This is a genomic window from Inquilinus sp. YAF38, assembly GCF_052113205.1.
GTDB lineage: Bacteria > Pseudomonadota > Alphaproteobacteria > DSM-16000 > Inquilinaceae > Inquilinus.
On record NZ_JBFRCU010000089.1, the window covers coordinates 1 to 12,405 of the forward strand.

Genomic DNA, 12,405 nt, shown 5'->3' on the forward strand with positions numbered 1-12,405 from the left:
TGTTGTTTCCGGCAGGAACCGGTCAAGATCACGCGAGGATGGAGAAGCCGATGACGCGAACCGATCCCCGCCCTTCGACCGTGACCGACGCCCGCGCCGGCCTGACCGACCCGGCCGACATCGCGGCGCTGATCGCGTCCGACCACCGCGACCCGTTCGGCGTGCTCGGCCCTCATCCCGATGGCGGCGGTACCGTGTTGCGCTGCTTCCGGCCGGACGCGGTGGCGGTCGAAGCGATCGACCCGGACAGCGGCGCGGCGCTGGCCCGGCTGGAGCGGCGCCATGCGGATGGCATGTTCGACGGCCGCATCGAGCGCTCCTTCCCGCCACGCTACCGGCTGCGCATCGATTATGGCCAAGCCGGCGGGGTGTGGGAGATCGAGGACCCCTACCGCTTCCCGTCCAGCTTCGGCGAGATCGACCTGCACCTGCTCGGCGAGGGCACCCATCTCGAGCTGTACCGGCGGCTGGGCGCCCATCCGCGGACCCTGGACGGGGTGGACGGCACTGTCTTCGCCGTCTGGGCACCGAACGCCCGCCGCGTCGCCGTGGTCGGCGAGTTCAACGGCTGGGACGGCCGGCTGCACCCGATGCGGCTGCATCCCGGCATCGGCGTATGGGAGATCTTCCTGCCCGGCGTCGGGCCGGGCGCGGCGTACAAGTTCGAGATCCGCGGCCCGAACGGCGACCTGCTGCCGCTGAAGACCGATCCCTTCGCCTTTCGAGCCGAGCATCCGCCGAAGACCGCCTCGATCGTGCACGGCCTGCCCGAGCCCAGCTGGGACGACGCCGAATGGGTGGCCGGCCGCGCGGCGGCGCAGCGGCGCGACGCCCCGATCAGCATCTACGAGGTCCATCCCGGTTCCTGGCGCCGGGTGCCGGAGGAAGGTGGCCGGCCGCTGTCCTGGCGCGAGCTGGGCGATCAGCTGATCCCCTACGCCGCCGGCCTCGGCTTCACCCATATCGAGCTGCTGCCGGTCAGCGAATACCCGTTCGACGGCTCCTGGGGCTATCAGCCGATCGGCCTCTATGCCCCGACCAGCCGCTTCGGCCCGCCGGAGGATTTCGCCGCCTTTGTCGACCGCTGCCACCGCGCCGGGCTGGGGCTGATCCTGGACTGGGTGCCCGGGCATTTCCCGACCGACGAGCACGGCCTGGCCCGGTTCGACGGCACCGCGCTCTACGAGCATGCCGATCCGCGCCAGGGCATGCACCAGGATTGGGGCACGCTGATCTACAATTACGGCCGGGCCGAGGTGCGCAACTTCCTGCTCGGCAACGCGCTGTTCTGGCTCGACCGCTTCCATGTCGACGGGCTGCGGGTCGATGCCGTGGCCTCGATGCTGTATCTCGACTACAGCCGCAAGGCTGGGGAGTGGGTGCCGAACCGCTTCGGCGGCCGTGAGAACCTGGACGCGGTGGAGTTCCTGCGCCAGACCAATGTCGAGGTGTTCGGCCGGCACGAGGGCGTGACCACCCTGGCCGAGGAATCGACCGCCTGGCCGGCCGTGTCGCGTCCCGTCCATCTCGGCGGCCTGGGATTCGGCTACAAGTGGAACATGGGGTGGATGAACGACACCCTGCGCTACATGCAGAAGGATCCGGTGCACCGCCACTGGCACCATTCCGACCTGACCTTCGGCCTGCTCTACGCCTTCAGCGAGAACTTCGTGCTGCCGCTGAGCCATGACGAGGTGGTGCACGGCAAGGGGTCGCTGCTGGGCAAGATGCCGGGCGACGACTGGCAGAAGTTCGCCAACCTCCGCGCCTATTACGGCTTCATGTGGGCCCATCCGGGCAAGAAGCTGCTGTTCATGGGCGGCGAGTTCGCCCAGCGCAACGAATGGAACCACGACCGCAGCCTGGACTGGCACCTGCTGGACGGCGAGCGCCATGCCGGGGTGCAGCGGCTGATCGGCGACCTGAACCGGCTGTACCGTGAGCTGCCGGCGCTGCATGTGCATGACTGCGAGCCGCAGGGCTTCGACTGGGTCGATGCCAGCAACAGCGCCGATTCGATCCTGGTCTGGCTGCGCCGCGGCGACCAGGGCGACCGGCCGGTGCTGGCGGTGTCGAACTTCACCCCGGTGCCGCGCCAGGGCTACCGCATCGGCGTGCCGCATGGCGGCCGCTGGGTCGAGCGGCTGAACACCGACGCCCAGGCCTATGGCGGCTCCGGCGTCGGCAATTTCGGCGGAGTCGAGGCCGAGGCCGCGCCCTGGCACGGCCGCCCCTGCTCGATGCTGGTGACCCTGCCGCCGCTGGCGACGGTGCTGTTCGAATGGGCGGGGTGAGGCGATCAGCGCCTGGGCCCACGCCTCAGGGTGGGGGCGCAGAGGTGCCGGAATCCGACGACGAGCCGATATACCAGGCCTTCACGGCTTGCCTGCGCATCGTTGCGGATGATCTGCCGCACGACGAGATCACGCGGACGCTCGGTGTCCAGCCGACGATGCGGCGCAAACGCGGCGATCGCCGTCGTCCCGGATCAACCGCAGCGAAAGATGCGGCATGGCATTTCCAGCCGCCCCTACCGGAGGAATGCGAGCTTTCGGAACATCTCCACGCCCTGTGGCAGGTGATAGCGCCGCATGTCGCCTACCTTCGCGACCTCAAGGCGCATGCCCGGATCGACATCTTCTGCGGTTGCCGCTCGAATCATGGCGGCGCAGGCTTCGAGGTGGCGCCTGATGCGCTCAAGCCGTTTGTCGCCCTCGACATTCCATTTAGCATCTCGGTGATTATCGACGGATATGTCGTCGACCGGCTGAAACTCCAATAAGTCGAAGCGCCTGGGTTTGCGGCCGCGAACTCGATCTACGATCCCCTCTCCTGCGCGGGCGAGTCGTTGCGATCGTCGACGCCGATCGGAAGCTCGGCCAACAACTCGAACGCGCGAGCCATGCCGCGCCGCTTCTCGCGCAGCACGATCTCGTCGCCACGCCGGAAGACCTCGATGTCCCGCCCCTGGAACCGGAACTGCTACGGCAGTTGGATGGCTTGACCGTTGCCGGACCGGAACACGCGGGCCGTGGCCATARCACCCCCGGAAGTCTGGGCCGCACGCTGGGTTCGCACACGCGAACCCGGCCTACGATGTCCGGACCGAACTGTCGCCCCGCCCTTACGGCTTCGGCGCTTCGACCTGGCGCGTCAACTCTTCCTGGGTGCGGGCGATCTGGGCCTGCAGGTCGGCGAGCTGCTGGCGGGCCGTGGCCAGGTCGCCCTGGGTCTTGCCGAGCTGCTCAGTCGCCTGCGCCAGCTGGCCGTTCACCGCCGCGGAATCGGCGTTGAGCTTGCCGTAGCTGTCGCGCTGCGCCGCCTCCTGCGCGCGCAACTGCTGCACCCGGCCGTCGGCGTCGGCGATCTCGCCCTGCTTGGCGGCGAGCTGCGACTCGGCGGCCTTCGCCTGATCCTGCGTCGCCTGGACCCGCGCTGCGGCCGCGTCGGACTCCTGCGCCGCCTGGTCGCGACGCTGGGTGGTCTCGGCCAGGGCGGCCCGGCCCTGCTGCAGCAGCCCTTGCAGCTTCTCCGATTCGGCTTTCAGCGCGTCACGGTCGGCACCGGCCCGCTTCAGCGTCGCCAGCTCCTGCTCCGCCGTCTCCAGCCTGGCCTGCAGCCCGTCGCGCGACTGGCCGGCGCTGCGGCTTTCGACACCGAGATAGATCGCCGCCACCAAAGCGACGAAGGCGACGATGATCGCGGCGACGGCGGCGATTCGCGGCGCTTCCCCGTCACGCGGGGGCAGGGGATGCGGATCGGTCGGCGCGGCCGGGCTGTGGTCGGGATCGGCAAGGGTGGTCACGCGGTCGGTCCTCTCGGCAGGTCGGCTGGGCAACGCCTAGCGGCGAAACTTGGTGAAAACGTGTCGGTGGTCGCGGCAATGCGATGCCCGGTGGACGGTCGCCGCCCGCGGGCCCCATCCTGCCCGCGGGACAGGATCGAAGGAACCCCGCAATGCCGCTGCCCGATCGGATTCCGGCCGGACGCCCCTGGCCGCTCGGCGCCACGCTGACGGAAGACGGGGTCAACTTCGCCCTGTTCTCCGCCCATGCCGAGCGGGTCGAGCTGTGCCTGTTCGACGCCGAGGGGCGGCAGGAGGTCGCGCGCCGCGACCTGCCGGCCCGCACCGACCAGGTCTGGCACGGCTTCCTGCCCGGCGCCGGGGCCGGCACGGTCTACGGCTTCCGCGTGCACGGTCCCTACGCGCCGCTGGACGGCCACCGCTTCAACCCGAACAAGCTGCTGCTGGACCCCTATGCCCGCGGCTTGGCCGGCGGCTTCCGCTGGGATGATTCGGTGCATGGCTATACCCGCGGCGACGCGGCTGCCGACCTGTCCTTCGATCCGCGCGACAGCGCCGCCTTCGTGCCGAAATCGGTGGTGGTCGACCCGGCCCATGACTGGGAGGGCGACGAGGCGCCGCGCACGCCCTGGGCCGACACGGTGATCTACGAAGCCCATGTGCGCGGCCTGACCATGCGCCACCCGGGCGTGCCGGAGCCGCTGCGCGGCACGCTGGGCGGGCTGGCCCATCCGGTGATGGTCGACCACCTGCGCCGGCTCGGCGTCACCGCGGTCGAGCTGATGCCGGTGCACGCCTTCCTGGACGAGCGGGCGCTGGTCGAGCGCGGCCTGAAGAACTACTGGGGCTATAACACCACCGCTTTCTTCGCCGTCCACCCGGCCTATGCCGGTGCGCTGCAGCCGCTGGAGGCGCTGCGCAACGCGGTCAAGGCGCTGCACCGGGCCGGGATCGAGGTGATCCTCGACGTCGTCTACAACCACACGGCGGAAAGCGACGTCTTCGGCCCGACCCTGAACTTCCGCGGCATCGACAATCTGTCCTACTACCAGCACACGCAGCATGACCGGCGTGAGCCGTTCAACCCGACCGGCACCGGCAATGCCCTAGACCTCGGCCATCCGCGGGTGCTGCAGATGGTGATGGACAGCCTGCGCTGGTGGGTCGAGGCGGCGCATGTCGACGGCTTCCGCTTCGACCTGGCCACCACCCTGGCCCGGGTGGGGTGCGACTTCGCCCCCGCCGCCCCCTTCCTGCAGGCGGTGGCGCAGGACCCGGTGCTGGCGCATGCCAAGCTGATCGCCGAGCCCTGGGATATCGGGCCGGGCGGCTGGCGGGTCGGCGGCTTCCCGGCGGGATGGTCGGAGTGGAACGACCACTACCGCGACGGCATCCGCCGCGCCTGGCGCGGCGATGCCGGGTCGCGGCCGGAGCTGGCGCGGCGCCTGTCCGCCTCCGCCGACCTGTTCGACCATGACGGCCGCGGCGCCCGGGCCAGCGTCAACTTCGTCACCGCCCATGACGGCTTCACCCTGGCCGACCTCACCTCCTATGCGCAGAAGCACAACGAGGCCAATGGCGAGGGCAACCGCGACGGCACCGGCGACAACCATTCCGACAATCTCGGCGTCGAGGGGCCGACCGACGACCCGGCGATCCTGGCCCGGCGGCTGCGGCGGCGGCGCAACCTGCTGGCGACGCTGCTGTTCAGCCAGGGCGTGCCGATGCTGCTGGGCGGCGACGAGCTGGGCCACAGCCAGCAGGGCAACAACAACGCCTATTGCCAGGACGGGCCGTTGACCTGGCTGGACTGGGCTGCGGCCGACCCCGCCTTCCTCGACTTCGTCGCCCGGATCGTGGCGCTGCGCCGGATTCACCCAGCCCTGCGCCAGCCGCATTTCCTGCATGGTGCGCCGAGCGGGAAGGACGAGCTGCCCGACATCGCCTGGCTGCGGCCGGACGGCCAGCCCATGGCCCCAGCCGACTGGGACGACCCGGCCGGCTTCACCCTCGGCGTGCTGCTGAGCGAGCCAACGGCACCGCCGCTGCTGCTGCTGTTCAACCCCGGGCCGGAGGGGATCGAGTTCACCCTGCCGCCGCTCGGCGCCTGGCATCCCTGGCTCGATACCGCGCGGACGCCGAGCGTGCCGCGGCTGGAGGCGGCGGCCTATCCGCTGGCGGCGGAAAGCTTGGTGTTGCTGGCCCTCGGCGCCGCATCGCCGGCAGAGATCGCGAATGACTTTCAATAAAGCTGCGACTGTCTCTCAATCACATAAAGTAAAACTTTACCGATTCCTGTAATCACTCTAAGGTACCCTTCGACATTGACGAACACCGGCCGAGGCGACGATGCAGGGCGACAAGAAGGTTCTCACCCATCTGAACGCGGTGCTGAAGAACGAGCTGACCGCGATCAATCAGTATTTCCTGCATGCCCGGATGCTCAAGAACTGGGACGTCAAGCGCCTGGCCAAGAAGGTGTATGAAGAATCGATCGGCGAGATGAAGCACGCCGATCTGCTGATCGAACGCATCCTGATGCTGGAGGGCCTGCCGAACCTGCAGGACCTCGGCAAGCTCGGCATCGGCGAGAACGTGCCGGAGATGCTGGAATCGGATCTCGGCCTCGAGACCTTCAACCAGAAGACGGTGAAGGAGGCGATGGTGCACTGCGAATCGGTGCGCGACTTCGTCTCCCGCGACATCCTGCTGAAGATCCTGGACGACACCGAGGAGCACATCGACTGGCTCGAATCGCAGCAGTATCTGATCAGCCAGATGGGCCTGCAGAACTACATCCAGATGGTCTCCAGCGAAGAGAGCTGAGCCCGACCTCTTCGCGCTTCGACAGAGCCCCGCTTCGGCGGGGCTTTTTCCGTGGTAGGCTGGGCCGATTATTAACGAAGCGCGCCATGCCCGCCGAAGCCCAGATCAGGGACATCTTCACACTGACCGGCCGCGGAACGGTGTTGATGCTCGAGCCTGACTTCTCGGGCCGGATCCATCTCCAGGATATGGTGACGAGCAACCGCGGCCAAGCGATCGTCCTGGGCGCGGAGGTCGCAATCAGTGGCTGTGTCGGTGTCTTGGTTGACATCCAAGACGCCCGAGACGTCTTCCGCACAGGCGATCCACTACAATTTGACAGCCCTGCGCATGCTACCAAGCCCTGACGGAGCTTCGTAGGTTGGGTTCGCTCTTTGCGAACCCAACATCGGGTCCTTCCGCTCGATTGTTGGGTTCGCAGATGCGAACCCAACCTACGTCTTCGTTCAGCCGGTCACCGCTTCGGCTTGTTGATCGCCTCGATCTGGCGCTGCAGGTCGTCGAGCTTCTGGCGCAGCGTATCGATCGATCCCTGCTCCGACGCGGCGGCGGCCGGCGCCGATGCCGCCGGCTGGGACGGCTGCCCCGGCTTGCCGGCCTGGGGGCCGAAGGGGGTGAACATCTGCATCGCCCGCTCGAACAGGGCCATGTTCTGCTTGCTCATTTCCTCCAGTGCGCCGCCGAACGGGAACACGCCGCTGACTTCCTTGAAGTAGCTGCGCATCTGGTCCTGGTTGCGGGCGAAGGCCTCCATCGAGGATTCGAGGTAGCGCGGCACCATGAACTGCAGATTGTCGCCGTACAGGCTGATCAGCTGCCGCAGAAAGCCGATCGGCAGCATGTTCTGGCCGCCCTTGCCCTCTTCCTCGACGATGATCTGGGTCAGCACCGAGCGGGTGATATCCTCGCCCGTCTTGGCGTCATAGACCAGAAATTCGACGCCCTCCTTGACCATCTGGGCCAGGTTCTCGAGCGTCACATAACTTGACGTCGCCGTGTTGTAGAGGCGGCGGTTGGCGTATTTCTTGATGGTGATGGGAGCGCTCCTCGGCTCCTCGGCCGACGGGGCGGTTCCAGGGGCGGCCTGACTGGTCGGCATGGGGGTCCCTATCGCTTCTTCCGGCCGCGGGCTCACGGCCGCTTCGACTGAATTGAGGCCTATACTGGTCCGACCAGGGCGGCATGTCACGATCCTTTCGCATCGCAACACGCGCCGGGCATAGGCAGGCCGGGCGGGGCCGACTATGATCGCCGCCGATGACCGCGCCGAACCCGCCCCACGACCCGCCACCCGGCGACGGCGACAGCCCGGACGCCCTGGCCCGCCGCTTCCTCGATCTCTGGCAAGAGCATTGGACCGCAACCCTGACCGATCCCGAGACGCTGCGTGGCTGGTCCGCCCTGCTGGACCCCGGCCATGTGTCACGGATCGTGGCAGGGCTGGGCGGAAGGGCCGGCAATGACGGCACGCTTGGGACCGCGGCCGCTGCCGCTGCATCTGGCCGCGGCGGCGGCGAGCCTGATGAGCGGGATCGCCGCATTGCCGCTCTCGAGGAGCGCGTCGCCAAGCTCGAAACCGCTCTGGCCGGAGCCGCTGCGCCGCGCCGCCGAACGCCTCGCAAGCCTGCCGGCTGACGCCGCAGGCGCGGCCCTGGCGCGGGAAGGGACCCGGCGCGCCGCCGCCTTCCTGAGCGGCCTGGAGCGCTACAGCCGCCACCCCTATCGCCGCGACCTGCCGGCGCCGCCGGTGCTGTGGCAGGGCGGGTCGGCCCGGCTGCGGGACTATGGTCCTGCCGACGGGTTGCCGCTGCTGGTGGTGCCGTCGCTGGTCAACCGCGCCTATGTTCTGGACCTGACGGCTGAGCGCAGCCTGCTGCGCTTCCTGTCGGCGCAGGGCCTGCGGCCGCTGCTGCTGGAATGGGAYGTGCCGGACGCGACCGAGCGCGACTTCACCCTGACCGACCTGATCCTGCGGCGGCTGGAGCCGGCGCTGGATGCCGCTCTCGCGGTTGCGAAAGGGCCGGTCGGGCTGCTGGGCTACTGCATGGGCGGCACGCTGGCGGCGGCACTGGCGGCGCGGCGGCAGGACGACATCGCCGGCATCGCCTTCATGGCCGCGCCCTGGGACTTCCATGCCGACGCGCCGCACCAGGCCGAGATCGGCCGGATGGCGGCGGCGGCCAGCCTGGCCGTCATCGCCTCACTCGGCGTGCTGCCGGTCGACGGCATCCAGGCACTGTTCACCACGCTCGATCCGCTGACCGCCCTGCGCAAGTTCAGCGCCTTCGGCCGGCTCCGCCCGGAGTCTCCGGAGGCGGCACGCTTCGTGGCCCTGGAGGACTGGCTGAACGACGGCATCCCGCTGCCGGGGCCGGTGGCGCTGGAATGCCTGGCCGGCTGGTACGGCGAGAACACACCCGGCCGTGGGCAGTGGCGGATCGACGGTGAACCGGTGCGGCCGGAGGCGATCCGCCGGCCCAGCCTGCACCTGATCCCGGCCCGCGACCGCATCGTGCCGCCGGCCAGTGCCCGCACCTTGGCCGAGCGCATGCCCGGCGCCGAACGGATCGAGCCGACGCTCGGCCATATGGGCATGGTGGTGGCGGGCGGCGCCGAGGCGCAGGTGTGGCGGCCGTTGGCGGAATGGCTGGCCGCCGCTATCGGAAGTCGACCGACAGCGACACCGGCGCGGCCGAAAGCCCGTCATAGCGCGCCGTCACGGTCCCGCCCGGCACCGGCTGCACCGGCGGGCCGAAGGAGCCGAGGCTGACCAACTGGCCCGGCTGCAGCGCCTCACCCCGTGCCGCGAGATCCTGCGCCAGCCAGATCACCGCGTTGAGCGGATGGCCGAGGATGGCGGCCCCCGGCGCCTCGGCCAGCACCTTGCCGGTGCCGTTGGTCAGCGAGACTTTCATCGTCGCCAGCCGCTCGGCGAAGCCGGGCTCGATCGCGATCGGCTCGCCCAGCACGCCGAGCCTGGCGCCGACGTTGATCGCGGTGATCGAGGCGGCGGTCGGTTTCTCATCCGGCGCCAGGGCAAGGTCAGCCAGTTCGATGAACGGCCTGAGTGCCGAGAGATGCGCCAACACCTCTGCCGGCGTCTTGGCTTGGTTGACGCCCGCGTCGCCGATCACGGCGATCAGATCGGCCTCGATCAGCGGCCGGGCCGCATAATTCGCGGGGATCGGACCATTGGTGCCCTCCAGATAGGCCCCCGGCGAAGTCTTCGGGTAAATTGTCCATCCGGGTTTGCGCAACATGCCGGCTAGCAACACGCCCGACACCGGATGGCTGACGCCCAGCCGCTCCTGCATCGCCCTGCCGGTCAGCCCGACCTTGTAGCCGACCGGCGGCCCCAGGTCGGGGGCGAGGTCCTGGACCAGCGTCTTCTGGACGCAGGCGGCGGTGACGGCGTCGATCCCGGCCAGGCCGGACACCGTCGTCGTCGCCCGCCAGGCCGCGGCTGCCCGCGCGGCGATCGCGGCGCAGTCCTCGGCCGCCATCGCTGGCATCGTTCCCACCAGCGCGGCCAGCACTGTGGCCCGCAGCAACGCCTTGCGCATCGATTCCCCTCCCTTTCGACCCGATCCGCCCGTCGTGGTTGCGCGGGCGGAACGGCAGTGGCTATCGTCAGTCTAGCGCAATTCGACCGGTGCGGCCCGACCGCGCCGGACAGCAAAGGGAAACCGCCCCTATGACCAATGTCGTCATCGCCGCAGCCGCGCGCACGCCGGTCGGGGCCTTCGCCGGGGCCTTCGCCGCCGTGCCGGCGCATGAGCTGGGCATCGCCGCGATCACCGCGGCGCTGGGCCGGGCCGGGGTCGAGGCCGCCGAGGTCGACGAGGTGGTGCTGGGCCAGGTTCTGACCGCCGCGACCGGCCAGAACGCGGCGCGCCAGGCCGCGATCGGCGCCGGCATCCCGAAATCGGCCACCGCCTACGGCATCAACCAGGTTTGCGGCTCCGGCTTGCGCACCGTGGCGCTCGGCGGCCAGGCGATCGCCCTGGGCGATGCCCGCATCGTCGTCGCCGGCGGGCAGGAGAGCATGTCGCTGGCGCCGCATGCGCTGCATCTGCGCAGCGGCACCAAGATGGGCGACGCCAAGATGGTCGACACCATGATCCGCGACGGGCTGTGGGACGCCTTCAACGGCTACCACATGGGCAACACGGCGGAGAATGTCGCCCGGCAGTGGCAGATCACCCGCGAGGAGCAGGACCGCTTCGCCCTGGCGTCGCAGCAGAAGGCGGGCGCGGCGCAGCGCGAGGGCCGGTTCAAGGACGAGATCGCGCCGGTCACGGTCAAGGGCCGCAAGGGCGATGTCGTGATCGACGCCGACGAGTATCTGAAGCCGGACACCACGATCGAGGTTCTGGCCAAGCTGCGCCCGGCCTTCGACAAGGAAGGCACGGTCACCGCCGGCAACGCCTCCGGACTCAATGACGGCGCCGCGGCGCTGGTGCTGATGAGCGAGGAGGAGGCCGCGCGTCGGGGCATCACCCCGCTCGCCCGCATCGCGTCGTGGGCCACGGCCGGCGTCGACCCGGCGGTGATGGGCTCGGGCCCGATCCCGGCCAGCCGCGCGGCGCTGAAGAAGGCCGGCTGGACCGCCGAGCAGCTGGACCTGGTCGAGGCCAACGAGGCCTTCGCTGCCCAAGCCTGCGCCGTGAACAAGGACATGGGCTGGGACCCGGCCCGGGTGAACGTCAATGGCGGCGCCATCGCCATCGGCCATCCGATCGGCGCATCGGGCGCCCGCATCCTGACCACCCTGCTGTACGAAATGGGCCGGCGGGACGCCAAGAAGGGCCTCGCCACCCTGTGCATCGGCGGCGGCATGGGCATCGCCCTCTGCGTCGAACGCTGAGACCGGCGCCTCGCAATCGAGGCGCTGTTTCCCGGGCCGCCCGCCGATCTCTCGTCGCGGCCGGCGGCCCATGACGACCAACCCAGGGAGGACGCTATGGGACGTGTAGCCGTTGTGACCGGCGGGACGAGAGGGATTGGCGAGGCGATCTCGCTGGCCCTGAAGGAAAAGGGCTACAAGGTCGCCGCGACCTATGCCGGCAACGACGAGGCCGCCCGGGCCTTCAGCGAGCGGCACGGCATCAGCGTCTACAAGTTCGACGTCGCCGATTTCGAGCAATGCCAGGCCGCGATCGCCAAGATCGAAGCCGAGCTCGGGCCGGTCGAGGTGCTGGTCAACAACGCCGGCATCACCCGCGACGGCACCATCCACAAGATGGACCGGCACGCCTGGGACGCCGTGATCGACACCAATCTCGGCTCCTGCTTCAACATGTGCCGCTGCGTCATCGACGGCATGCGCGCCCGCAGCTTCGGCCGGATCGTCAACATCGGCTCGATCAACGGCCAGGCCGGGCAGTACGGCCAGGTGAACTACGCCGCGGCGAAGTCCGGCATCCACGGCTTCACCAAGGCGCTGGCGCAGGAAGGCGCCGGCAAGGGCATCACCGTCAACGCCATCGCGCCGGGCTATATCGACACCGACATGGTCCGCGCCGTGCCGCCGAACGTGCTGGAGAAGATCGTCGCCAAGGTGCCGGTCGGCCGCCTGGGCAAGGCGTCGGAGATCGCCCGCGGCGTGCTGTTCCTGGTCGACGACGAGGGCGGCTTTATCACCGGCTCGACCCTGTCGATCAACGGCGGCCAGCACATGTATTGAGGCCGCTCCCGGACCGCGCCGGCACCTTGTGCCGGTCCGGCGCGGTCCGACGCCACTTCCGTCCCGGTGCGTCCCGATTTCGACCCTG

Annotated in this window: 12 protein-coding genes; 9 read left to right on the plus strand and 3 right to left on the minus strand. The window is 69.4% G+C overall.

Annotated features, from left to right (window positions below; translation table 11 throughout):
* Nucleotides 1–50: 50 nt before the first annotated feature.
* Both glgB and AB4Z01_RS29025 read left to right on the plus strand, forming a co-directional pair.
* Nucleotides 51–2,294, plus strand: a complete 2,244-nt coding sequence (gene glgB / locus AB4Z01_RS29020) for a 1,4-alpha-glucan branching protein GlgB (RefSeq protein WP_441699573.1) — start codon at nucleotides 51–53, stop codon at nucleotides 2,292–2,294.
* Nucleotides 2,295–2,338: 44 nt separating this feature from the next.
* Nucleotides 2,339–2,782, plus strand: a complete 444-nt coding sequence (locus AB4Z01_RS29025; protein ID WP_441699575.1) for a DUF4279 domain-containing protein — start codon at nucleotides 2,339–2,341, stop codon at nucleotides 2,780–2,782.
* Between the two features lie 342 nt (nucleotides 2,783–3,124).
* On the opposite strand, the gene AB4Z01_RS29030 is transcribed toward AB4Z01_RS29025, so the two are convergent.
* Complete coding sequence (locus tag AB4Z01_RS29030; protein WP_441699577.1) at nucleotides 3,125–3,805, minus strand: hypothetical protein; 681 nt, start codon at nucleotides 3,803–3,805, stop codon at nucleotides 3,125–3,127.
* Between the two features lie 152 nt (nucleotides 3,806–3,957).
* Here AB4Z01_RS29030 and glgX point away from each other — a divergent pair, with 152 nt between their 5' ends.
* From glgX to AB4Z01_RS29045, 3 genes are all read left to right on the plus strand, one after another.
* Nucleotides 3,958–6,054 (plus strand): glycogen debranching protein GlgX, encoded by a 2,097-nt coding sequence (gene glgX / locus AB4Z01_RS29035; RefSeq protein WP_441699578.1) that lies wholly within the window; start codon nucleotides 3,958–3,960, stop codon nucleotides 6,052–6,054.
* A gap of 100 nt (nucleotides 6,055–6,154) precedes the next feature.
* Nucleotides 6,155–6,631: a bacterioferritin gene (bfr, locus tag AB4Z01_RS29040; RefSeq protein ID WP_441699580.1), complete on the plus strand. Its 477-nt coding sequence runs from the start codon at nucleotides 6,155–6,157 to the stop codon at nucleotides 6,629–6,631.
* 86 nt (nucleotides 6,632–6,717) lie between these two features.
* Nucleotides 6,718–6,978, plus strand: a complete 261-nt coding sequence (locus tag AB4Z01_RS29045) for a hypothetical protein (protein WP_441699582.1) — start codon at nucleotides 6,718–6,720, stop codon at nucleotides 6,976–6,978.
* A 107-nt stretch (nucleotides 6,979–7,085) separates the two neighbouring features.
* On the opposite strand, the gene phaR is transcribed toward AB4Z01_RS29045, so the two are convergent.
* On the minus strand, nucleotides 7,086–7,730 hold the full coding sequence (gene phaR / locus AB4Z01_RS29050) for a polyhydroxyalkanoate synthesis repressor PhaR (RefSeq protein ID WP_441699583.1): 645 nt from the start codon (nucleotides 7,728–7,730) through the stop codon (nucleotides 7,086–7,088).
* 158 nt (nucleotides 7,731–7,888) lie between these two features.
* Between phaR and AB4Z01_RS29055 the strand changes: the two genes are divergently transcribed.
* Both AB4Z01_RS29055 and AB4Z01_RS29060 read left to right on the plus strand, forming a co-directional pair.
* Complete coding sequence (locus AB4Z01_RS29055; RefSeq protein ID WP_441699584.1) at nucleotides 7,889–8,266, plus strand: hypothetical protein; 378 nt, start codon at nucleotides 7,889–7,891, stop codon at nucleotides 8,264–8,266.
* The gene (locus AB4Z01_RS29060) at nucleotides 8,154–9,401 is read left to right on the plus strand and encodes an alpha/beta fold hydrolase (protein ID WP_441699586.1); all 1,248 of its coding nucleotides are present in this window, start codon (nucleotides 8,154–8,156) and stop codon (nucleotides 9,399–9,401) included. The genes AB4Z01_RS29055 and AB4Z01_RS29060 overlap by 113 nt, the downstream gene beginning before the upstream one ends.
* Here the strand turns inward: AB4Z01_RS29060 and AB4Z01_RS29065 are convergent.
* A complete protein-coding gene (locus tag AB4Z01_RS29065) occupies nucleotides 9,289–10,194 on the minus strand; it encodes a 2-keto-4-pentenoate hydratase (protein ID WP_441699588.1) in 906 nt (301 codons plus the stop codon). The genes AB4Z01_RS29060 and AB4Z01_RS29065 overlap by 113 nt on opposite strands.
* A gap of 131 nt (nucleotides 10,195–10,325) precedes the next feature.
* Between AB4Z01_RS29065 and AB4Z01_RS29070 the strand changes: the two genes are divergently transcribed.
* On the plus strand, nucleotides 10,326–11,498 hold the full coding sequence (locus AB4Z01_RS29070) for an acetyl-CoA C-acetyltransferase (protein ID WP_441699590.1): 1,173 nt from the start codon (nucleotides 10,326–10,328) through the stop codon (nucleotides 11,496–11,498).
* Between the two features lie 96 nt (nucleotides 11,499–11,594).
* Entirely contained in the window at nucleotides 11,595–12,317 is a 723-nt protein-coding gene (gene phbB, locus AB4Z01_RS29075; protein WP_441699591.1) for an acetoacetyl-CoA reductase, read from the plus strand.
* The last annotated feature ends 88 nt before the right edge of the window (nucleotides 12,318–12,405 follow it).